The sequence below is a fragment of the Limnobacter parvus genome (assembly GCF_024623725.1).
Taxonomy (GTDB): domain Bacteria; phylum Pseudomonadota; class Gammaproteobacteria; order Burkholderiales; family Burkholderiaceae_B; genus Limnobacter; species Limnobacter parvus.
Genome location: NZ_JANKHG010000017.1, coordinates 449,709 through 471,303, shown reverse-complemented (window position 1 = coordinate 471,303; position 21,595 = coordinate 449,709). Strand labels below are relative to the sequence as shown.

Sequence of the window (21,595 nt, the reverse complement as noted above, 5' to 3'; positions counted from 1 at the left end):
TTCATGCCGACGTATCAACAAGGTAAACAAGAATCATGAAAATTGAACGCATCCGGGCCCTGCGCGGCCCAAACTTGTGGAGCAAAAACACCAGCATGGAAGCGCTGGTGTTTTGTGAGGAAAATGAGCGGCTTTATGACCGCTTCGCCAACATTGAAATGCGGGTACGCAGTGCGCTGCCCGGTATTGGTTCACTGCGTGCCACAGGATTCGAGCAAAGCAACATTGCACTGGCGCACATTCTTGGTCGTACCGCTTTGCGACTTCAGGTGGAGGCGGGTTCACAAGTCACCTTTGCCCATGTTTCCGACAACATCACCACGGGCTACTTCCGTGTGGTGGTTCAATATGAGGAAGAAGACTTGGCACGCGTCGCTTTTGAAGAGGCCCATCAGCTCATTTTGGCAGCCGTGGCCGGCGAAGAATTTGATGCCAAGGCGGCCATCGACAAGTTGAAGGACATTTTTGAAAGCTGCAAGCTTGGCCCAAGCACAGGGTCGATAGTAAATGCTGCCCTGCGCCGCGGAATACCAATACGCCGCTTGACCCAAGGCAGCCTTGTACAACTGGGCTGGGGGTCCAAAGCACGCCGCATTCAAGCAGCTGAAACTGACACCACCTGTGCTATTTCTGAAGAAATTGCGCAAGACAAAGACCTCACCAAAACAATTCTTTCAGCTGCTGGAATTCCAACACCCAAAGGCAAACTGGTTAAAACCTTCGACGAGGCACTAGAAGCATTCCGTGAGCTGACCAGGATTACAAAAAAAGGCGTGGTAATCAAACCCAGCGATGGCAACCAAGGCAAGGGCGTCACGGTAAATATTGTGGATGAGGAACACTTGAAAGTTGCCTTTGATGCCGCCAAGAAATACGGCAGCGGCGTGCCAATTGTGGAGGAATTCATTCCCGGCCACGATTACCGGTTTTTGGTGGTTGGCGACAAACTGGTGGCCGCTGCGCGACGCGAACCGCCCTCCGTGGTTGGTGATGGCGTACACACCATTGAAGAATTGGTGGAAATCGAAAATAGAAACCCCTTGCGTGGCGAAGGCCACGGTAGCGCGCTCAGCAAGCTTCGACTTGATGAAATTGCAATTGCCCGAATCAAGAAGCAAGGATTCACCTCGCAATCAGTGCCTGAACAAGGCGTGCGCGTGGTGTTGCGCAATAATGCCAACCTAAGCACTGGCGGCAGCGCTACCGATGTTACAGACAATGTGCACCCCGCAATGGCAGAAATGGTGATTCAGGCTGCACAACAAATTGGCATTGAAGTATGCGGCGTGGATGTGGTGTGTGAACGGGTAGATGAATCACTGGAAGCCCAAGGCGGAGGCATTGTTGAATTGAATGCGGCACCCGGCTTGCGAATGCACTTGGAACCATCCATCGGCAAAAGCCGGGACGTGGGTGCTGCGGTCATCGACCTGATGTTCAAGAAAGACGAAAACGGCCGCATTCCTGTGGTCGCGGTGACCGGAACCAATGGTAAAACCACCACAGTGCGCTTGATCGAACAAATTTTGCGTTATCACAACCTGCGTGTCGGCTTCACCGGCACTGAAGGTGTGGTGGTGAATGGCCACCTGATCGACACCGGTGATTGCAGCGGCCCAAAAAGTGCGCACAAGGTGCTGGTACACCCTGAAGCCGATGCTGCTGTGCTTGAATGCGCACGCGGTGGTATGTTGCGCGAAGGGCTGGGCTTTGACATGTGCGATGTGGGCATCGTTACCAACATTGGCGAAGGCGACCACCTGGGTTTGAATTTCATCGACAGCGTAGAAGACCTCGCGCTGTTAAAAAGCGTTCTGGTACAGAACGTGGCTCCAAACGGGCTTGCAGTACTCAATGCAGACGACAAACACGCCGCTGGCATGGCCAAGCTGACACCGGGGCGTGTTCTGTTTTTTACCAGCAACCCAGACAACCCGATTGTGGCTGCTCACAAGGCCAAAGGGCGCCCCGTGATTATTCATGATGGCCGAGTGATCAACATCAGCTACGACGGCATTGAAAAAACCGTGGATTTAATGGATGTGCCCTTGACCAACAACGGCCTTTTCACCTTCCAGGTTCAAAACGTGATGTGCGCAATTGCCGCAGCGCTAGGCCTGAATGTGCCCTTCACGACCATACGGGCCGCACTGGGCAGTTTTCAATCGACACCCGACACCGTACCTGGCCGGTTTAACTTCTTCAAACACAAAGGTGGCTCGGTCATTGCTGACTATGGGCACAACCCCGATGCGGTGTCTACACTGGTGAACACGCTGAAAAACATCCCCGCAATTCGACGCACTGTCGTGATCAGTGCGGCAGGCGATCGACGCGATCAAGACATCATTGAACAAGGGCGCTTGGTCGGCGGTTTCTTTGATCACATTATTTTGTACGAGGACGCCTGCCAACGGGGACGGCCCGACGGCGAAACACTTTCCCTGTTGCAGCAAGGCATTGCACTGGCCACATCAGAGAATAAACCGAAGGTAGTCGAAGTGCGCGGGGAATTCAAAGCCATTCAAATGGCACTGGATGAAACCGTTGCTGATCATTTGGTGTTGGTGTTGATCGACCAGGTGAATGAGGCACTGCAATACCTTCAAGACAATACTTCGGGTGAAACTGCACGCGTTTAAAGCTGCAAACGTTTCAACATGCGGTGAAAGTTACCGGAATCGAGCCCCAGTTGCCTGGCGGCTGCGGCACGATTTCCGTCATGTTGTTGCAAAACCTGCTCAACTAGACTTTTGGAAAACGAATCAACAGCATCGCGATAACTTAGCCCCCCCATGGGCTGAAACAGCCCGAGAGATGCCTGGCTTTTTTGAAGCTGCATCGGCTCGTCGTTGTGCAAATCCAGGTGCTCAAGTTCAATGGTCACCATGGGCCCGGGCTCGTCTCGCCTGGCTTTCAGTGCAGCACGACCTAGCGTGTGTTCAAGCTCCCGAACATTGCCGGGCCAGCCATACCGCTTCAAAGCGGCTTCGCAACCACGGCCCAGCCTCAAATTTCGCAGCCGCAACCGGCTGCGGTTCTGTTCAAGATAATAGCCAGCCAGCAATACCACATCATCCCCGCGTTCACGAAGGGGTGGAATGTGTAGGGGGTACGCGCACAGGCGATGGTATAGGTCCGCTCTGAATCGCCCTTCTTTCACTTCTTCCGACAAATTCCGGTTACTTGCGGCCACAATTCGCACGTCCACCCTGTGCTCTTTGTCACTGCCCACGCGTTGCACTTGCCCGCTTTGCAGCACTCGAAGCAACTTGGCTTGCGCCGACGCACTCAATTCACCCACCTCATCCAAAAACAAGGTGCCGCCATTGGCCAGTTCAAACTTTCCCAGGCGTTCCCGGTCTGCCCCTGAAAAGGCACCTTTGACATGACCAAACAATTCGCTTTCGATGAGCTGATCGGGCAACGCCGCACAATTGATGACGACCAAAGGCAAACCCGCCCGATTTGACATGGCATGCAAAGCTTGCGCCACCAATTCTTTTCCCACACCGGTTTCACCATGCACCAACACGGCCAACTGGCTGTTGGCCACGGTCAAAATCTCCTGCTTTAAATTGCGGAGTACCTGACTGTCGCCGATCATTTCACGGCGTGCAACCTGCAAGCCCTCCAGTGAAACAAGCCCAGCCGATTCTGCCGCCTGAACCTTCCATGTGGCCGACTTTTCCGAAAGTGAAGCCACATGCACCACAGCCTCACCAAGACGCGCAAACATGGCCATAGCCCTTTCAACCCGCGCATCAAACACCCCAGCTTTCAGGGAGTCCAGGGTGATTGCTCCCCAAAGCTTGCCATTGACATACAAAGGGCAACCCATGCAGTCGTGCACATTCAAATCACCCACATGCACGCCTTCCAGCAAACCATCATAAGGATCGGGCAATGTCGATTTGTTTGGAAAGTGGGTCACACCCCGGTAATTCACAATGGCGTTCAAACGAGGGTGCTCATTTAATTCAAAGCGCCTGCCCAGGCTGTCTGGCGTAAGGCCACGAACAGCCAATGGTTTCAGTGCGTTGCCCTCTTTCTTGAGCAGTGCGCATGCGTTGCCAGGAAGCGCAGCGGCCAAAGTATTCACATAACGGGCATAACGTGTAGGCTGATCAAGATCTGCACCCAAATCTTCGATCACCGACAACACAAAACTGGACAACTCCATAGCTTGTCATTTCCACAATTTATTGTAAAAAAGACAATATTCTTTAATTGTCCAAAACACAATAATTAATTTGCTCAATACTTTTTATTTAAACGCAAGCCATTGTTTATATTGACAAATATAAACGGATAGGTGCATGGCATGAAACTTGATAACAACAATCATTAAACTTTTCGACAAATATCAAAACCCGAAGAAATAAGGAAAAAATCATGGCTGTCAGCACCGAGCAAAAGCAATGGATCAAGGCAACCATTCCTGCACTTGAGCTAGGCGGTGAAACACTAACCACCCATTTCTACAAACTGATGTTCAGCAAATACCCGGTTACCGCCACATTCTTCAACCCCACTCACCAACAGAAAGGCACGCAGCCCCGTGCTTTGGCCAATGCCGTGTTGGCTTATGCAAAGCACATCGACAACCCCGCCGTGTTAATGAATGCGGTTACTTTGATTGTGAACAAACATGTCGCTTTGGGGGTCAAGCCCCAGCACTACCCCATCGTGGGTGAATGTTTGCTGCAAGCAATGAAAGAGGTGCTCGGCGCTGCGGCCACGCCAGAAATTATCGACGCCTGGGCAGCCGCCTATGAGCAATTGGCTGACATGTTGATTAACGCTGAAGCCACTCTGTATGCCAAGCAAGCCATGTCCACCGGAGGGTGGGAGGGCCAACGCGCCTTCAAAATTACCGCCAAAGAGCAAGAAAGCGAACTGGTCACATCCTTTTATTTGCAGCCGGTCGACGAAAAAGAATTCATGCTGTTCAAGCCCGGACAGTACATCACAGTGCACCTTGAAATTGATGGAAACAAAGTCACGCGAAATTATTCGCTGTCCGATTCACCAAATGGGCAACATTACCGCATTTCTGTAAAACGCGAGGATGGTGGCGTGGTGTCTACCTTCCTGCACAAGAATGTGAATGTGGGAGACACCCTTAAGCTCGGCCCGCCTTGCGGTGAATTTGTGCTCGACAACAGCATCGACCCGGTCGTGTTGATTACGGCCGGGGTGGGGCTTACTCCCGCCATTTCCATGTTGAAAGCGGCAGCGGGCAAACGCGACATCCGGTTCATTCATGCCTGTAAAAACAAGGCACAACATTCCTTCGCAGCCTTGACGGAACAGTTAAGCGCTGAATACTCCAACCTGGAAACTGTCTACATTTATGAAAATGTGGAAGGGCAAATCAAGCAACATCACATCGAAAACCATTTATCCAACGATGCACAGGTCTATTTTCTGGGCCCAATCGGGTTTATGAGTACGGTGAAAAATATAGTGGGGAAATTGGGGGTGCCCGCAGAACGCCAGCACTTTGAATTTTTTGGCCCTGCACAGGCCATTTAAAATCAGCCAAGACTTTTAGAGCGTGAGGCTTTTGGCTTTGCCAGACGCTTCCGCTTGAACAAACTCAAGCAACTCATCAATCTGGAATGACTTGTCGAAAAAGGCTTTCGCTCCCAGGTTCAAGCACCGGTGGCGAATAATCAAGTTCGAGTAATTGGAAAAAATAACCACTTTGACATGCTGATCTGTGTCCAGCTGTTCAGACAATTCTTTCAGAAAACCCAAACCGGTCCCTGTCGCAAGCTCAAGGTCCACGATGGCCAAATCTGCACAACATGCCTTAAGGGCTTGTACCGCAGCCGCCTGATTGTCCACACTGGCAACCACTTCCACACTTGGAATTTCATTCAGCATCGCGCGCAGCAAAACCTGCAAATCCATAGAATCTTCCACCACAAGTACTTTCAATACTGGCTGGGTTGTTCTTTTCTCGTTCAAGATTGTCACCTTCAACTTCCCGTCAGTTGGCAAACCAACGGGAAGTTGCATTGCGAGTGTTTACAAACTATTTAAGATTTTGGCTTCAGCTCAATCATATTTGAAACTGACTTCACGCCTTCGACCTGTTTGGCCAAAACTTCAGCGCGTTGAATTTCACCTTCTGTTTTGGCTTCGCCAGACAACACAACCACGCCCTGCTTGGTTTCAACTTCAACACGCATGGCGCTAACCATTTTGTCTTCAGCGTGCTTGGCTTTCACCTTCGCAGTAATTGTGCTGTCGTCCACATACTGGCCAACTGCCTTCATGGGTTCTCTGTTTTTCTCTGTGGCATACACAGGGGTCAATGCAGACACTGCAAGGCTGGAAGCAATCAATGTTTTAGCGATTAGTTTATTCATGGTTCTACTCCTAAAAAGTTATTGAACTGACTACTTACAAGAAATCTGGATCTAGGTATGTACTGATCAAGTTTCATGCGTTCAATAGTACGGAGTGGCAATTTATTGATCTGTCCGACAAAGATGATTTATTTGTAGGAATAGTCTGGCCTTCCCCTACACCTCACAACAGCAAAAGGAACCACCCATGATTCGATTGGCTATTGTAGACGACCATGCCATAGTGCGAGCCGGCTTTCGGGAAATGCTCAATGAAGAACTGGGCATGTCGATTGAATTCGAAGCGGGCACCGCTGAGGAAGCACAACAACTGCTGCGCCAGCATCCCTGCGATGTACTGATGCTTGACCTGTCCTTGCCAGATCAAAACGGAATCGATCTGCTGCGCGCGGTGAAACAAAGACACGATGACACGCAGGTATTGATAATCAGCAGCTTTTCTGAAGAGCGTTATGCCCTGTCCATGATTCGTAGCGGCGCAAGTGGCTATCTTTGCAAAGACTGTGACCGTGGCGACTTGATCAATGCCATCCACACCGTGGCACAAGGCAGGCGCTACATTTCATCCAATACGGCTGAATTGTTGGCACGTGAAATGACCGGCGAAAGTGACAAACCTCCGCATGAAAGCTTGTCTGAACGGGAAATGCAGGTGTTTATGAGACTGGTCAAAGGTGAAACCGTGTCCGTCATTGCCGAAGCCTTGCACTTGAGTGTGAAAACTGTCAGCACGTACAGATCTCGGCTGCTCGATAAACTGGTGGTGTCCAGCAATGCAGAATTGGCCACTTACGCCCATCAGCACGGGCTGTTGCTCAGCTAAGCATCCAGCTCTGACGTAAAGGGCATGTGTACCTCCAACAGCGTGCCCTTGCCTGGCGCCGAAGTAAGGGTCAAATTCCCACTGAACATTTGTGTGCGATGTTTGATGCCAGCTATTCCATGTCCGTGCATTTCGACGTGTTGAGTATCGAACCCAATGCCGTTGTCTTGAATACTCAAGATCACTTGCTCAGCTTCTCTAAACAAACTCATTTTCACCTGTGTCGCACCGGCATACTTTCGAACATTCGTCAGCGATTCCTGAGCGATCCGGAACAGTGCAAGTGACTGTGACTGCGGCAGGGGAAGTGCCTGTTCCGGAAGTTCCATTTCGACGGGTATGTCCATCTGAAATTGTTCGCCCAAAGCGCGAAGTGCTTCGACCAAACCCAAGCCTTTTAATAAGGGGGGCTGCAGATCATCCACAAGACGACGAGTCAGTGTGATTGTGGTGCTTATGCTTTCAATCAAGCGCAGGATGCGTTCCTGAATATCATCACTCACCTGCGAACCGAGTGAACGGCGCAACCAGCTTGCATCCATCTTTGCAGCGGTCAGAGCTGACCCCATTTCATCGTGCAATTCCCTGGCGATGTGATGGCGTTCTTCTTCGCGTGCGTTGGTCAAATGACTCGCCAAATTGCTCAACTCGAGTGTGCGCAAAGACACCTTGGCCTCGAGGCGAGAATTTTCCGTTTTGAGCAAATCATGAATCCGCGCGCGCAACGCCACTTGTCTTTGTTGCACCATGAACAAACTGACAATCAATAAAAGCGAGGCAAGGCCCAAAGCGTACCCAACGTACTGAATATTTTCTGCACGCTCCAGGTACATGTTTTCCAGGTCTTTGTGTGCTTTCTCACGGCGGGTCTTCAACACGGCCAAGCGAACGCGTATTTCATCCATCAACTGCTTACCAAGCTCACCGTGGTCTTCCGACAAAGCAACAGGCACCCTGCCCTGACTCAGCATTTCGCCAAGGTATTGAAACTTGGCATCCACCAAGCGCTTTAGAATCTGCAAATCTGCATGATCTTCCGACTCAGGCGGAATATCAAAATTCATTGACGCCATCAAGGGCTCTAGTTTTGCAGCAGCGCTGCGGTAGGGCTCCAGATACATGTCGTTGCGCATCAACAAAAACGACAATGCACTGGCCTCGGCATCGACCAAAGAAACCCACAATTGATCCAGTCGATCAATTCGCTTCTGGTTGACTTCAGACATGGCCACCACATCAGAATTCATCCTGGAATGGGTGTAGGTGATAACCAGCAAAGCCAACACCATTCCACAACCGAACGCGAACAGCCAATATGGCCGACTTTTCCGCAAACGGCTGCGTGCAAACTGAATTGAATATTGTGCAGAGTTACTCAAATTGGCCTAAGCAAAAAACAATGGGGACCCCCCTAAAGGGGCCCCCACTGCGACGATAGAATCCTGACCAGTAATTTACGGTTTGGATTTTATCAAGTTATAAATAAAGGTGATCGCAGCAAGAATGATGAAAATGAAAAACAGCACTTTTGCAATTTCCACCGCACCGGCTGCAATGCCACCAAAGCCGAATAAGGCGGCAATCAGCGCGATCACAAAGAAAACAACGGCGTAGTGCAACATATTCAACTCCTTGGATCGTTAATTGGTTGACTGCTTAATGGTTCTGCTTTTCCCAGCTCTGCAAATGCTTTTCAGCTTCGTCTTTGCCGTAGCCATAACGTTCCTGCAGTTTGCCAGCCAGTTCAGTGCGCTTGCCGTCAATCAAATCAAGATCATCGTCGGTTAATTTGCCCCACTGCTGTTGAATTTTGCCTTTCAGCTGCTTCCAATTTCCTTCGAAAATGTCTTTGTTCATGATTTTTCTCCTGATCGTAAATTGACAAAGGTGACTAAGAAACATCACAACTTCACTTTAATTGGCGACAGAAAAAAAGTAGGTCAGCGAAGGCCGAATGTGATGTGGGCAAAGTCCTACAAGGTAATCGAAACCTGGAGTTCCAGAATTTTCAAAATCATGATCAGAAATTAACCATTTTTGACAGTCTATTCAGTAGTTAAAAATGCCAATAACTTGTTAGTCTGATTTCTTACCCCACGACCCCAGCCAAAGGGTATCCCATGGCCTCCACCATTAACACCGCCGTTGTAACGCAGCAGGAAATTGACACAGTGGCTATTCTCATGACGCCGGCTGTAGACCGGGCCGAAGGTCTTTATGAAAGAAAAGACCTATGCCCTGACATCGTGCTGATCATTGATGACGACCCAGAGGTATTGCAGGCGCTTCGCAAAGAATTGCGCAAACAAAACCTGACTGTTCTTACCTCACTGGATGCCCGCGAAGGCGTTTCACTGGCCAAGCGCCACAAGCCTGGCGTGGCGATCTGTGACATCCGAATGCCTGAATTAAACGGCATTGAAGTATGCGAGGCCATCGGTCAAGTTACCCCCGACACCGCGCGAGTCATGCTGACGGGGTTCAGTGACCTAGAATCGGTGATATCAGCGATCAACCTAGGCCATGTCAACCGCTTTCTTTGCAAACCCTTGGATGCCGACGTGTTGCAACTCACCATAGCAGAACTGGTGGGCGTCAGTAAGGTACGTCTGGAGCGGTCGAAATCGGCTCGGGAACTAAGCAATAAAGCGGCTGAACTGGAGTTGTTGAATACCTCGCTCGAGCATTGCATCAATGAAAGAATCAGGGAGTATGAGCAAGCAAAACTTTTTCTTGACATGTCGCATCGGGAACGAAAGGCGCAGTATTTCAGCGCCATCAAAGTATTCTCTGGCTTAACTGAACTGCGCTCACCCCAGCTTGGGGCGCACAGCAAACGGGTTGCAGAACTGGCCAGACTAATGGCCATTGAACTGGAATGCCCGCCAAATGACATCAACGAGATCTACATTGCAGGCCTTCTTCACGATGTGGGGAAAATCGGTTTATCGGATGAAGTCCTTTTCTCACCTGTGGGCAGTTTAAGCAAAGAACTGAAAAGCGAATTAATGAGCCATTGCGCAAAAGGCCAACAGCTGTTCATCGGTCAACCCGACATGGAATCAATTTCCACCCTGATCAGGCACCACCATGAACGCTTCGATGGCGAAGGCTATCCAGACGGAATATTGAGCAAAGTCATCCCCATGGGCTCTCGAATTTTGGCTGTGGCGGAAGATTACGACGAACTACAACAAGGCTGGCTGGCCCCCAAAAAGCTGAGTGAAGAAGAGGCCATGTCTTTTGTTTTAAAGTCGGGCGATACACGCTACGACCCCCACGTACTGGCCGCCTTGCCACCGGCGATTGAAAAGCTGAGGGCCGCACCGCGCTTGGACGAACGCCTGTTATCAGGGTCTGAACTAATTGTCGGGCAAACCTTGTCACGCGACTTTATTGGCCCGGATGGATACATGTGGCTTTCAAAAGAAAAACTGCTGAGCAAGCACTTCATTGATCAGGTCAAAGAGCATGAAGCTTTCACCGGAAAGCCACTTAAAGTGTATGTATTTCGCCTGAAACGATCGGGCCGAAACGCGGGCCGATAGCCACTTTATGGAATGTGAACGATGAGTATTGATGAAACCGTTGAAAACCAGGCAAGTCCACTAATCCATGGATTCACAGGCTCGATTCACACCAGCAAACGATCCAAGCACAAAATACTGTTCGTGGATGACGACTCCAATGTCATCAATGCGCTGCGTAAAACCTTTAGCCTTGAACCGTACGATATTCTTTTTACCACCGATGCACGGGAAGCGCTCTCCATGACTCGTCGGGAAAAGCCCTCCGTCGTCATTTGCGATTTGCGCATGCCTGATTTAAGCGGCATCGACGTGCTCCAGGCAATCTCCGAATTTTCACCCCACATCGGCAAAATCATATTGACTGGCCATGCTGAAACTGAAAGCTCGATCGACGCCATCAATCTCGGGCAAGTTGACCGTTTTCTGATCAAGCCCTGTAATGAAAACGCAATTCGGCACGCAGTGAGCGAACTTATCGAGGTGTACGAGCTGAGGGTTGAAACCGATCAATTGAATCAGGCTCTCGCTGAAAAAGTGTATGGACTTGAAAACTTTCAACATCAGCTTGAGATCAAGGTGAACGAAAGGCTCGACGAAATCAAGCAGGTGAATTCACTGCTGGACAAATCGCGCAAAGACATCAAGCTACAGTACCTGAGCACCATCCGTGTGTTCTGCAATTTTTTGGAATTGCGGTCTCCTGCCCTGGCATCACACTCCCGCCGGGTAGCCGACCTGTCGCGAATTCTGGCACAGCAGCTGGCGCTGGATGAAAACGAGGTACAACAAATTTACATCGCCAGCTTGTTGCACGACATAGGAAAAATAGGTCTGCCAGATCGCACACTGTTTACGCCATTTGCCAGCCTGGACGGGGAAGCCCAGGCAAGCCTGCTTAAACACCCCATCCGCGCGTAAACCGTTTTTCTGAATCTGCCAGACATGAGTGAAGTCAGCACCATTATTCGACACCACCATGAACGCTATGACGGGCAAGGATTCCCGGATGGACTCATCGGTGCAAACATCTCAATTGGTGCGCGAATATTGGCCGTTGCAGAAGATTACGACGAACTGCAACAAGGCTGGTTGGCGGATCAAAAACTTTCATCCAAAGAAGCGGCACGTTTTGTCACCAATGCCTCAGGCCGCCGCTATGATCCGGAAGTGATCGGTGCATTGCCCAAGGCATTGGAGGAATACGGCAGCACACCGCTGGCGCATGAGCAGATTGTTCCAGCCAAGAAACTTAAAATTGGAGCCATGCTGACCCGTGATTTCATAGGCCCAGATGGCTACCTGTGGGGCACCAAAGGCCAAGTAGTTAACGGAAGAATGCTCACCAAGTTTCGCGATGGTGAAGAAGTGATTGGCCATGCGATGAAAATTTACACCATGCGACCCGAAGCCTTGAGCAAATAACTTGCTTATTGCTTGCCAATTAGGGCCCGTGTGGTCTTGACGGCATTCATTTGTGCCTGAATTTCACTGGATAGAGCTTTCAGTCTCTTCTGGTCCACATCACTGAATTGCTTTATGTTTTCAAGATGCTGGTCGAGCTCAAACACAAAAGGCAACATTGCATTGTTCAGTTTGTGCACATACCGTGCCAGAAAATCATCCACAAGCTTATCGGTCTTGACTTTGAGGGTTGCAGCTTCTGGCATGCTTGCCCCAAGAAGAGGTTGCTGCAGACTTTTCACATGAAACGCCCGCTCAACCACGGCCAGCAAATCAGCACTGCGAAAGGGCTTTTTCAGATATTCGCGCACGCCCATGGGGCTTGCTTCTGCAACGCCTTCGATATTGCCATGACCGGTCATCAACACGCACTCAATATTGGCGTCAAACAACTTGACGCGCTTGACCAGCTCCAAGCCGTCTATGTTGGGCAACACGAAGTCGCTTAGCACCAAGACTGGAGGGTTGTCCTTGATGTAGGTCAATGCTTCATCCGCGGTGCCAAAACCAGCCACACTAAAACCATGGTCTTTCAAAACTGCTGTCACTGCCAATAGTTGGGGCGTTTCATCGTCCACCACCACAATTTCTTTAGTATGGGTCAAGGAGTGCCTCACGAGTGGGTGTGACGCCAAGCATAGAACCTTCAGACCCAAATAGATAGCACCTGTGATGGGTCTGCACCAAGCAAAAACCCCGAGGGTGTTGATCACTCAACATCCACTCGGGGTTCTCGGTATTCACTGGCGGAGACGAGAGGATTTGAACCTCCGATACCCTTTTGGGGTATGCTCCCTTAGCAGGGGAGTGCCTTCGACCACTCGGCCACGTCTCCAGAAGGCCGAATTATACACGGTTTCGGCCAAAATGTTGAATGTGGGCACAAATCACTTTACCGCGTGTTGCGCCACAAACAGGCAATTCAAATCAGAATTCAAGCAGTGACTTTTTCAAGGTCAAAAGCCTTGTGCAAAGCGCGCACCGCCAACTCCATGTACTTGTCATCGATCAACACCGACACCTTAATTTCAGATGTGGAAATCATCTGGATGTTGATGCTCTCTTCCGACAAAGTTTTAAACATCAGGCTGGCCACGCCCACATGTGAACGCATGCCAATGCCAACGATCGACACCTTGCACACGTTCGCATCGCCGGCCACTTCACGCGCACCCACGCTGCCTTGAATCTTGTTTTGCAACAAGTCCATGGTTTTGTTGAATTCATTGCGGTGCACTGTGAAGGTGAAGTCGGTGGTGCCATCAGAACCCTGGTTCTGAATAATCATGTCCACGTCAATATTGGCATCGGCCACTTGACCCAGAATTTGATAAGCCACACCGGGTTTGTCGGGAACCCCACGGATGGTAACTTTCGCTTCATCACGGTTGAAAGCGATACCGGAAACAACAGCCTGTTCCATATGTTCATCATCCTCAAAAGTAATCAGCGTGCCAGACACTTGTTCTTCGTCCAGCGATATCATTGGGTCGGTCAAGCTTGAAAGTACACGGGTGGGCACACGGTACTTGCCTGCAAACTCAACTGATCGAATTTGCAGAACCTTAGAGCCCAGCGAGGCCATTTCCAGCATCTCTTCAAAAGACACCACACGCATGCGGCGCGCTTCGGGCACCACGCGAGGGTCAGTGGTGTAAACGCCGTCTACATCCGTGTAAATTAGGCATTCCGCGGCGCCCATGGCCGCGGCAATTGCCACAGCCGAGGTGTCAGAACCACCACGGCCCAGTGTGGTCTGGTTGCCCGCTTCATCAATGCCCTGAAAGCCGGTAATTATCACAACCTTGCCCGCATTCAACTCGGCTTTGACACGGGTATCGTCAATCGATTCAATACGCGCCTTGGTATAACTGCTATCCGTTTTAATAGGCACCTGCCACCCGGAAAAGCCGATCGCGTCCAGCCCTTCGGCCTTCAAAGCCATGGCCAGCAAAGCCACAGAAGCTTGTTCACCCGTACAGCAAAGCATGTCGAGTTCGCGGGGATCAGGTTCAGCCTGAATTTCCTTGGCCAAGCCGATCAATCGGTTGGTTTCGCCCGACATGGCCGAGGGAACCACCACCATCTGGAAGCCGGCACGATGCCATTTGGCCACGCGTTTGGCCACATTCTTGATACGTTCTGTGGACCCCATCGAGGTGCCACCGTATTTATGTACTATCAGTGACATAGTCAGATCGCCCTGCACAAATAAAAAGCGCGAACCATTTCGCGCTTTCTTATCAATAAGTTGGCTATTTTACCTGAAATTATCCACCCACTTACTGGTTGGCGGAATAACCCAGATTCATTTGCAAACCACCCGATTCCAAAACCTCCGGGTGCATTCGCATGTACTCGAGTCTATCCAAGTATTCAGTGGTTACGTCGCCAGTAATGTAATGCCCGTCGAAACAACTGGCATCAAAGGTTTGAATTTTCGGGTTCAGGTCGCGAACCGCCCGCTTCATGTCTTCGATGTCTTGGTAAAACAGGGCATCTGCACCAATTTCCGCACAAATTTCTTCGTCGGAACGACCTGATGCGATCAGCTCATCCCGCGTGGGCATGTCAATGCCGTACACATTGGGAAAGCGCACAGGCGGCGCGGCTGATGCAAAAATTACCTTTTTGGCCCCAGCTTCACGCGCCATTTGTACGATTTCCCGGCTGGTGGTACCGCGCACAATCGAATCATCGACCAGCAACACAGTTTTGTTTTTGAATTCAACGGAAATGGCATTGAGCTTCTGGCGCACGCTTTTTTTGCGCACCGCCTGGCCCGGCATGATAAATGTGCGGCCAATGTAGCGGTTTTTGATGAACCCTTCGCGATACGGCACGCCCAAATGATTCGCCAGTTCCAGCGCTGCGGGGCGACTTGAATCGGGAATGGGCATGACCACATCAATTTCGCCAGCAGGCATGCTTTTGCGAATTTGATCAGCCAGGTATTCACCCATTTTTACCCGGGCTTCATACACGCTGATTCCGTCCATTACGGAATCGGGGCGTGCCAGGTAAACATACTCGAAAATACACGGGTTCAACGATGATTTTTCCGCACATTGCTGCGCGTACAGCTTGCCGTCCAAATCAACGAACACTGCTTCACCGGGTTCAATATCGCGCACAAATTCAAAACCCATGCCCACAAGGGCAACAGATTCCGATGCAAACATGTACTCGGCACCCTGCTCTGTTTCAGCCTTGCCCAGCGCCAGGGGGCGAATACCAAACGGATCGCGGAACGCCAGCAGACCATAGCCCGCAATTTGCGCCACACAGGCATAGGCACCGCGTGCACGCGCATGCACACCCGCCACCGCGCGGAAAATCGTGGCGGGATCGAGTGAATAACCCGATGCGTTCGACTGAAGTTCGTGGGCCAACACGTTCAGCAACACTTCCGAATCAGAATTCGTGTTGATGTGGCGGCGATCATTTTTAAACAGCTCAGCCTTCAAACGCTCGCTGTTGGTCAGGTTACCGTTGTGGGCCAACACCAAACCATAAGGAGCATTTACATAAAACGGCTGCGCTTCATCGGAGCTGGCAGCGGAACCTGCAGTGGGGTAACGCACATGTCCAATACCCATATTGCCAGGCAAAGAACGCATGTTGCGGGTGCGAAATACATCGCGCACCAAGCCATTGCCCTTGGACATTGAAAATGAATTCGTGTGCGCTGTTGCAATGCCTGCGGCATCTTGCCCCCGATGTTGCAACAACAACAGACTGTCGTAAAGAATTTGATTAACAGGAGAAAAACCGGCGATACCGACAATCCCGCACATTGAAAGCTCCTAGTAGCGCACCCACTTGGCCACACTTTCGGGCAAATGCGGCTTGATTTCTCTCATCGCATCCACGGCCAAAGGGGACAACATGGCATCTCGCCAAAATGGCTGTTCCGGAAGCGAGGTAAATCCTGCCCCTGTGACCAGCACCAACACAATAAACAAACCACGTGCGAAACCGAACGTTCCGCCCAGACCACGATCAGCAAAACCCAAGCCCGCCGCAGCAACTATTTTGCCTAGCAGGGAAATTAAAATGGCGCCCACAATCATGGAGGCGAAAAACGCAGCGGCGCAACCAATCAAGGCCTTCATCGGCGGCGTGAGCGATTCAGCCCAATCCATATACACCGCAAGGTCTGCGCCGTATCGGTTTGCAACCCAAAACGCAAGCACCCAGTTCGCCAGTGAAAGCACTTCTTTGACCATGCCGCGGAACAAACCAAGGATGACCGACAACACCACAATCGCGATTACGACATAATCAAATATCGTCACTGAACCACTCTCCCGGCCGTGTAACCGGCAGCAGAAAGTTTGGATTTTGTTTCATCTGCTTTGGACTGGCCAGCGATTGGCCCCACACGCACCCGGTACACCGTTCCGTTTGCCGTGCTGGTGGACTCAACCTTTGCAGGGAATCCTTTGCCACTTAGTTCTGTGCTCAATGTATCGGCGCGGGCCTTGTCGCTAACGGCGGCAACCTGAACCCAGTACACTTCTGCCTTGGCAAAGGCCGCTATGGGGTCTTCTCCGGCTGGCTTGGTTTCAACCTTTGGCTCAACCTTGACTTCGGGCTTAGGTTCTGGCTTTGGTTCAACCTTGGGTTCAACCTTAGGCTCGGGCTTGACTTCTACTTTTGGTTCAAGCTTGGCTTGTGGCTCAATTGCTGGTGCAACCGGTGCACTGGCCACAGCCTGTTCTTGCGCTGCTACAGGTGCTTCAAGAGTAGGCTGCGCGACGGGAGCTTCTTTGGGGGATTCAATTGAGGGTCTTTCAGGCACCACCAGCTCCACATCACTGGGAGTTTGGGCAGGCTCATTTTCAACCAAGGCTGGCACGATAATGATTGCTGCCAGAAAAAGTGCGATCGAGCCGACCAATCGCCTTCTGGACCTGCGTTTTAACTCATCAACCGGATCGTTGTTGACTTTGTTCTTGGCAGTAGAACGCGAATTTGAACTCACCAGCACTCCTGAGATAAATTAACCGGGACGTTTTCGAAGCGCTTCTTTGGCTTGCATGGCTTGCGCCACAACCAGAAAGGATCCGAAGACCAGAATTCTATCATTGGGTGGCACTGCAGAAGTGACCACTGCATACGCTTGGCTCACACTCTCGTAACTCTGAACACTTTTTTCTGGGGGCTGCTTTGCAATACCCCCTTTTGCGAGTGCATTGGAGTTGGCTTGCCAATCAAAAGCCGCTGCATCGACACCGGCCAGCGCCAACTGCTGCATCAACTGCTCAGTGCTTCGACCACGATCGCCTTCAAGGGGCACCAAATGCCAATGGTCGACCCGGTCTTTCAATGCATTCACTACTTCCACCGCATCTTTATCGGCCAGAATCCCGAAAATACAGTGGGTGTACGGAAAGAATCCCATGTTGTCGAGGCTTTCACGCAGGTGCGCTGCCGCATGCGGGTTGTGGCCCACATCCAGCACAACAGTAGGCTGCCCAGGCAACACCTGAAAACGCCCTGGCCATTCCACCAGCAAGAAGCCCTGGCGAATTGATTGCGCCGGCACCGGCAAACGGTCACGCACCGATTCAAGCGCAGCCAAAGCAGCAGAAGCATTCAGCAACTGGTTGGTACCGCGCAAAGCCGGGTACGCCAAAGCAGCGCGGCGCATGGTGCGCCCGCCATAGGCCCATTGCTGCTTGTCGCCGCTGTAGTTGAAGTCGCGCGCGAACATCCACAGGTCTGCACCAATCGATTCAGCATGGTCGATTACACTTTGCGGTGGCTTGGGGTCGCCCACAATAGCTGGTTTGCCGGCACGGAAAATGCCCGCTTTTTCGCGGCCAATGCTTTCGCGGTCTGGCCCCAGAAAGGCTTGGTGATCCAGGTCAATGCTGGTGCAAATTGCGCAGTCGGTGTCGAACAAGTTCACCGCGTCCAGGCGACCACCCAAACCCACTTCAAGAACCACCGCGTCCAGTTCTGTCTGTGCAAACAACCACGCAACTGCCAGCGTGCTGAACTCAAAGTAGGTTAAAGAAATTGATGTAGCAACCCTCGCCTTTTCAACCTGCTCGAAAGCTGCAATCAAATCGGCTTCAGCCACTTCCTCGCCGTTGATTCGGGCGCGCTCTGTAAATCGAATTAAATGGGGCGAGGTGTACATGCCCACTTTGTAGCCTGCCTGCACCAGAATGCTCTCAAGCATTGCGCAGGTGGAACCTTTGCCGTTTGTACCTGCTACGGTAAACACCACGCCGTTCAACGCGAAATTCATGTGCTGTTGAACCACCTTCAAGCGTTCAAGCCCCATGTCAATCGGCTTGCTGTGAATTGATTCAAGATAAGCCAGCCACTCGTTTATAGTGGCGTTGGCAGTGGGCTTCAGCGGGTTTTGTTCAGGTACTACTGGGTTCATAAGTGTTTCAGGCTGCCTGGTCGATTTGCTTTTTCATCAACAAGGCCAACAAGCTTGCCAGTGTTTTTTTCATTTCACGGCGATCAACAATGCAATCCACGGCGCCTTTCTCCATCAAGAATTCAGCACGCTGAAACCCTTCTGGCAAGGTTTGCCGAACAGTTTGTTCAATCACACGCGGGCCGGCGAAACCAATCAAGGCCTTGGGTTCGGCAACCACCACGTCGCCTAAAAATGCAAAGCTGGCGGAAACACCACCCATGGTTGGGTCGGTCAGTACAGAAATATAGGGCAATTTGGCCTGGCTCAATTTGGCCAGCATGGCCGATGTTTTCGCCATTTGCATCAGTGAGCCCAAACCTTCCTGCATTCGGGCTCCACCCGATGCAGCGATGCTGATGAATGGCACTTTGGCATCAATTGCCGCCTGCACACCGCGGCAGAAACGTTCACCCACCACAGAGCCCATCGAACCGCCCATAAAGTCAAACTCAAAACAGGCAATCACCACTTCCATGCCATTCATCACACCCTTTTGCACCACCAAGGCATCGGTTTCGCTGGTGGATTCTTTGGCCTCATTCAGGCGGGCTGTGTAGCTTTTGCTGTCTTTAAATTTCAGGGTGTCCATGGGCAACACTTCCTGGCCAATCTCCACACGCTCGTCGTTGTCGAACAGCAAGTTCAGCCGTTCACGCGACCCAATCCGCATGTGGTAAGTGCAAGAAGGGCACACCATGGCATTGCTGACTAAATCGTTTTGGTACAGCACTGCATCGCAGCTTTTGCACTTTGCCCAAATTCCTTCTGGCACACTTTTCTTGGCGGCATCGCCCGGCGTTTTCGAGGAAATACGGGGTGGAATAATTTTGTCTAACCAACTCATACACTTTCCCTTGCTGAGGTATTTTTATTGTGTGCCGAATTTGGCATCAAGTGCAGCACGAATCGGGGCAATGAATTTGCCCGCCAATACGGCTGCCTCTTGTGGGTTTCCTGCTTCAAGTGTTTGTATTAAAGCCGAACCAATCACGACCGCGTCTGCAGATTCCGCCACTCGGCATGCCGACTCCGCATCGCGTATGCCAAAACCAACGCCCACAGGCACATCGGTGAACTTGCGAATGGTGGGCAACTTTGAGCTGACCTCTGCCGCATTCAAATTTTGTGCACCGGTTACACCTTTCAGTGACACGTAATACACATAACCACTGGCGGCTTTGGCCACTTTTTCAATCCGTTCATCAGACGATGTAGGCGCCAGCAGGAAAATAGGATCCAGCTCAGCGGCCCGCAAGTACCTCGAAAACTCCAGCGACTCTTCGGGTGGGTAGTCCACCACCAGCACGCCGTCTACACCCGCCTTTTTGGCTTCGCTGACATACTTTTCCACACCCATGCGTTCAATCGGATTGGCATAACCCATCAACACGATGGGTGTGTGCTGATTGGTTTGGCGAAATTCAGCCACGTAATCGAGAATTTTGCGAGAGGTAACCCCCTTATCGAGGGCGCGTTCACTGGAGCGCTGAATCACAGGTCCGTCGGCCATGGGGTCAGAAAATGGCACGCCCAGTTCGATTACATCGGAACCGGCATCAGCAAGTGCGTGGAGCATGGCCACGGTTTGGCTTGGTTCAGGATCGCCACCGGTTACAAAGGGAATCAAGCCTTTGCGGCCCTCTTCTTTCAGCTTTTTGAATACTGCTTGAATTCTTGACATGGTTTGAAACTGTTATCTTTTGTTGCAGGCCATTTCTGCGCCTGTTTTGCAATCGGGGTGGCAATAGAATTCTGCACCGCTTAAGCGCGCCACGGTGTGCATGTCTTTGTCGCCTCTACCGGAAAGGTTCACCAAAATAACCTGGTCTTTCGACAAGGTTTTGGCCAGCTTTGCCGCATGAGCCAAAGCATGGCTGCTTTCCAGGGCTGGAATAATGCCTTCTATGCGGCAGCACTGGTGAAATGCTTCCAGTGCTTCAGCGTCGGTTACACCCACATATTCAGCACGATTCGAATCTTTCAACCACGCATGCTCGGGGCCAACACCGGGATAATCCAAACCTGCAGAAACCGAGTGGGTTTCAATGATTTGTCCATCGTCGCTTTGCAACAAATAAGTGCGGTTGCCATGCAAAACGCCTGGTGTGCCTGCACTGAGTGATGCCGCGTGCTTGCCGGTTTCAATGCCCTCGCCTGCGGCTTCAACGCCCACCAGCTTCACACCTTCAACATTCAGGTAAGGATGAAAAATACCCATGGCGTTTGAGCCGCCACCCACGCAGGCCAGCACATAATCAGGCTGTTTGCCCACCATCAAGGGCATTTGTTCAATGCACTCGCGACCAATCACGCTTTGAAAGTCGCGAACCAGCATGGGGTAAGGATGTGGCCCAGCAACAGTGCCGATGATGTAGAAGGTGTCTTCCACATTGGTTACCCAATCGCGCATCGCTTCGTTCAGCGCGTCTTTCAGGGTTTTCGAACCTGAAGAAACCGGAATCACTTCAGCACCCAGCAACTTCATTCGAAACACGTTCTGCGCCTGGCGGGCCACGTCTTCCTGCCCCATGTACACAACGCACTTCATGCCATAACGCGCTGCCACAGTGGCCGTGGCCACACCGTGCTGGCCCGCACCTGTTTCAGCGATTACACGGGGCTTGCCCATGCGCTTGGCCAACATGGCCTGCCCAATGCAGTTGTTCACCTTGTGGGCACCCGTGTGGTTCAGATCTTCGCGCTTGAAATAAATTTGTGCGCCGCCCACCAGGTCAGACCAGCGCTTGGCATGGTAAATCGGACTGGGCCGACCTACGAAATGCTTCAGTTCGCTCTGGAACTCAGCCAGAAATTCTGGGTCGTTTTGATAATGTGCATAAACGCTTTTCAGTTCTTCAAGGGCGTGAACCAGTGTTTCAGACACAAAGGTGCCACCGTAGGGGCCGAAATGGCCAGAGGCGTCGGGAAATTCATAGGGTTTGTTCATGATGCTGCT

Annotated in this window: 19 protein-coding genes, 1 tRNA gene and 1 pseudogene; 5 read left to right on the top strand and 16 right to left on the bottom strand. The window is 51.3% G+C overall.

The window, feature by feature from the left end; genetic code table 11:
* Positions 1-35: 35 nt before the first annotated feature.
* The gene (cphA, locus tag NSP04_RS09335; RefSeq protein WP_257512057.1) at positions 36-2,642 is read left to right on the top strand and encodes a cyanophycin synthetase; all 2,607 of its coding nucleotides are present in this window, start codon (positions 36-38) and stop codon (positions 2,640-2,642) included.
* Here cphA and norR read toward each other — a convergent pair.
* Positions 2,639-4,183: a nitric oxide reductase transcriptional regulator NorR gene (gene norR / locus NSP04_RS09330; RefSeq protein ID WP_257512056.1), complete on the bottom strand. Its 1,545-nt coding sequence runs from the start codon at positions 4,181-4,183 to the stop codon at positions 2,639-2,641. The two genes, cphA and norR, sit on opposite strands and share 4 nt — an antisense overlap.
* 212 nt (positions 4,184-4,395) lie before the next feature.
* On the opposite strand from norR, the gene hmpA reads away from it, so the two are divergent.
* The gene (gene hmpA, locus NSP04_RS09325) at positions 4,396-5,538 is read left to right on the top strand and encodes an NO-inducible flavohemoprotein (RefSeq protein ID WP_257512055.1); all 1,143 of its coding nucleotides are present in this window, start codon (positions 4,396-4,398) and stop codon (positions 5,536-5,538) included.
* 15 nt (positions 5,539-5,553) lie between these two features.
* On the opposite strand, the gene NSP04_RS09320 is transcribed toward hmpA, so the two are convergent.
* Positions 5,554-5,976 (bottom strand): response regulator, encoded by a 423-nt coding sequence (locus tag NSP04_RS09320; protein WP_257512054.1) that lies wholly within the window; start codon positions 5,974-5,976, stop codon positions 5,554-5,556.
* 71 nt (positions 5,977-6,047) lie between these two features.
* Complete coding sequence (locus NSP04_RS09315; RefSeq protein ID WP_257512053.1) at positions 6,048-6,380, bottom strand: BON domain-containing protein; 333 nt, start codon at positions 6,378-6,380, stop codon at positions 6,048-6,050.
* A 187-nt stretch (positions 6,381-6,567) separates the two neighbouring features.
* On the opposite strand from NSP04_RS09315, the gene NSP04_RS09310 reads away from it, so the two are divergent.
* On the top strand, positions 6,568-7,203 hold the full coding sequence (locus tag NSP04_RS09310; RefSeq protein WP_257512052.1) for a response regulator: 636 nt from the start codon (positions 6,568-6,570) through the stop codon (positions 7,201-7,203).
* Here NSP04_RS09310 and NSP04_RS09305 read toward each other — a convergent pair.
* From NSP04_RS09305 to NSP04_RS09295, 3 genes are all read right to left on the bottom strand, one after another.
* Entirely contained in the window at positions 7,200-8,582 is a 1,383-nt protein-coding gene (locus tag NSP04_RS09305) for a sensor histidine kinase (protein WP_257512051.1), read from the bottom strand. The genes NSP04_RS09310 and NSP04_RS09305 overlap by 4 nt on opposite strands.
* 75 nt (positions 8,583-8,657) lie before the next feature.
* A complete protein-coding gene (locus NSP04_RS09300) occupies positions 8,658-8,825 on the bottom strand; it encodes a DUF1328 domain-containing protein (RefSeq protein WP_257512050.1) in 168 nt (55 codons plus the stop codon).
* Between the two features lie 34 nt (positions 8,826-8,859).
* A complete protein-coding gene (locus NSP04_RS09295) occupies positions 8,860-9,060 on the bottom strand; it encodes a CsbD family protein (RefSeq protein WP_257512049.1) in 201 nt (66 codons plus the stop codon).
* A gap of 263 nt (positions 9,061-9,323) precedes the next feature.
* On the opposite strand from NSP04_RS09295, the gene NSP04_RS09290 reads away from it, so the two are divergent.
* Both NSP04_RS09290 and NSP04_RS15040 read left to right on the top strand, forming a co-directional pair.
* Positions 9,324-10,751: an HD domain-containing phosphohydrolase gene (locus tag NSP04_RS09290; protein ID WP_257512048.1), complete on the top strand. Its 1,428-nt coding sequence runs from the start codon at positions 9,324-9,326 to the stop codon at positions 10,749-10,751.
* A 21-nt stretch (positions 10,752-10,772) separates the two neighbouring features.
* Positions 10,773-12,155, top strand: a pseudogene (locus NSP04_RS15040) (HD domain-containing phosphohydrolase).
* A 5-nt stretch (positions 12,156-12,160) separates the two neighbouring features.
* Here NSP04_RS15040 and NSP04_RS09275 read toward each other — a convergent pair.
* The 10 genes from NSP04_RS09275 to trpB form a co-directional block, all read right to left on the bottom strand.
* On the bottom strand, positions 12,161-12,799 hold the full coding sequence (locus tag NSP04_RS09275) for a response regulator (protein WP_257512045.1): 639 nt from the start codon (positions 12,797-12,799) through the stop codon (positions 12,161-12,163).
* Positions 12,800-12,938: 139 nt separating this feature from the next.
* A tRNA-Ser gene (locus NSP04_RS09270) sits at positions 12,939-13,029 on the bottom strand.
* Positions 13,030-13,128: 99 nt separating this feature from the next.
* A complete protein-coding gene (locus tag NSP04_RS09265; protein WP_257512044.1) occupies positions 13,129-14,385 on the bottom strand; it encodes an aspartate kinase in 1,257 nt (418 codons plus the stop codon).
* Between the two features lie 91 nt (positions 14,386-14,476).
* Complete coding sequence (gene purF / locus NSP04_RS09260; RefSeq protein ID WP_257512043.1) at positions 14,477-15,991, bottom strand: amidophosphoribosyltransferase; 1,515 nt, start codon at positions 15,989-15,991, stop codon at positions 14,477-14,479.
* A gap of 9 nt (positions 15,992-16,000) precedes the next feature.
* Entirely contained in the window at positions 16,001-16,492 is a 492-nt protein-coding gene (locus NSP04_RS09255; RefSeq protein ID WP_257512042.1) for a CvpA family protein, read from the bottom strand.
* Positions 16,489-17,181, bottom strand: coding sequence for an SPOR domain-containing protein (locus NSP04_RS09250; protein ID WP_257512041.1), 693 nt, complete (start codon positions 17,179-17,181; stop codon positions 16,489-16,491). Before NSP04_RS09250 ends, NSP04_RS09255 begins: the two co-directional genes overlap by 4 nt.
* 18 nt (positions 17,182-17,199) lie before the next feature.
* On the bottom strand, positions 17,200-18,597 hold the full coding sequence (folC, locus tag NSP04_RS09245; protein ID WP_257512040.1) for a bifunctional tetrahydrofolate synthase/dihydrofolate synthase: 1,398 nt from the start codon (positions 18,595-18,597) through the stop codon (positions 17,200-17,202).
* A gap of 7 nt (positions 18,598-18,604) precedes the next feature.
* On the bottom strand, positions 18,605-19,483 hold the full coding sequence (accD, locus tag NSP04_RS09240) for an acetyl-CoA carboxylase, carboxyltransferase subunit beta (protein ID WP_257512039.1): 879 nt from the start codon (positions 19,481-19,483) through the stop codon (positions 18,605-18,607).
* 24 nt (positions 19,484-19,507) lie between these two features.
* Entirely contained in the window at positions 19,508-20,320 is an 813-nt protein-coding gene (gene trpA, locus NSP04_RS09235; RefSeq protein ID WP_257512038.1) for a tryptophan synthase subunit alpha, read from the bottom strand.
* Positions 20,321-20,332: 12 nt separating this feature from the next.
* On the bottom strand, positions 20,333-21,586 hold the full coding sequence (gene trpB, locus NSP04_RS09230; RefSeq protein WP_257512037.1) for a tryptophan synthase subunit beta: 1,254 nt from the start codon (positions 21,584-21,586) through the stop codon (positions 20,333-20,335).
* Positions 21,587-21,595: the final 9 nt, after the last annotated feature.

Excerpts from the sequence above, each read along its gene's own strand:
- cphA (WP_257512057.1), top strand. The coding sequence starts at position 36 with ATGAAAATTGAACGCATCCGGGCCCTGCGCGGCCCAAACTTGTGGAGC.
- norR (WP_257512056.1), bottom strand. The coding sequence starts at position 4,183 with ATGGAGTTGTCCAGTTTTGTGTTGTCGGTGATCGAAGATTTGGGTGCA.
- hmpA (WP_257512055.1), top strand. The coding sequence starts at position 4,396 with ATGGCTGTCAGCACCGAGCAAAAGCAATGGATCAAGGCAACCATTCCT.
- NSP04_RS09315 (WP_257512053.1), bottom strand. The coding sequence starts at position 6,380 with ATGAATAAACTAATCGCTAAAACATTGATTGCTTCCAGCCTTGCAGTG.
- NSP04_RS09310 (WP_257512052.1), top strand. The coding sequence starts at position 6,568 with ATGATTCGATTGGCTATTGTAGACGACCATGCCATAGTGCGAGCCGGC.
- NSP04_RS09300 (WP_257512050.1), bottom strand. The coding sequence starts at position 8,825 with ATGTTGCACTACGCCGTTGTTTTCTTTGTGATCGCGCTGATTGCCGCC.
- NSP04_RS09295 (WP_257512049.1), bottom strand. The coding sequence starts at position 9,060 with ATGAACAAAGACATTTTCGAAGGAAATTGGAAGCAGCTGAAAGGCAAA.
- NSP04_RS09290 (WP_257512048.1), top strand. The coding sequence starts at position 9,324 with ATGGCCTCCACCATTAACACCGCCGTTGTAACGCAGCAGGAAATTGAC.
- NSP04_RS09265 (WP_257512044.1), bottom strand. The coding sequence starts at position 14,385 with ATGTCACTGATAGTACATAAATACGGTGGCACCTCGATGGGGTCCACA.
- purF (WP_257512043.1), bottom strand. The coding sequence starts at position 15,991 with ATGTGCGGGATTGTCGGTATCGCCGGTTTTTCTCCTGTTAATCAAATT.
- folC (WP_257512040.1), bottom strand. The coding sequence starts at position 18,597 with ATGAACCCAGTAGTACCTGAACAAAACCCGCTGAAGCCCACTGCCAAC.
- accD (WP_257512039.1), bottom strand. The coding sequence starts at position 19,483 with ATGAGTTGGTTAGACAAAATTATTCCACCCCGTATTTCCTCGAAAACG.
- trpA (WP_257512038.1), bottom strand. The coding sequence starts at position 20,320 with ATGTCAAGAATTCAAGCAGTATTCAAAAAGCTGAAAGAAGAGGGCCGC.
- trpB (WP_257512037.1), bottom strand. The coding sequence starts at position 21,586 with ATGAACAAACCCTATGAATTTCCCGACGCCTCTGGCCATTTCGGCCCC.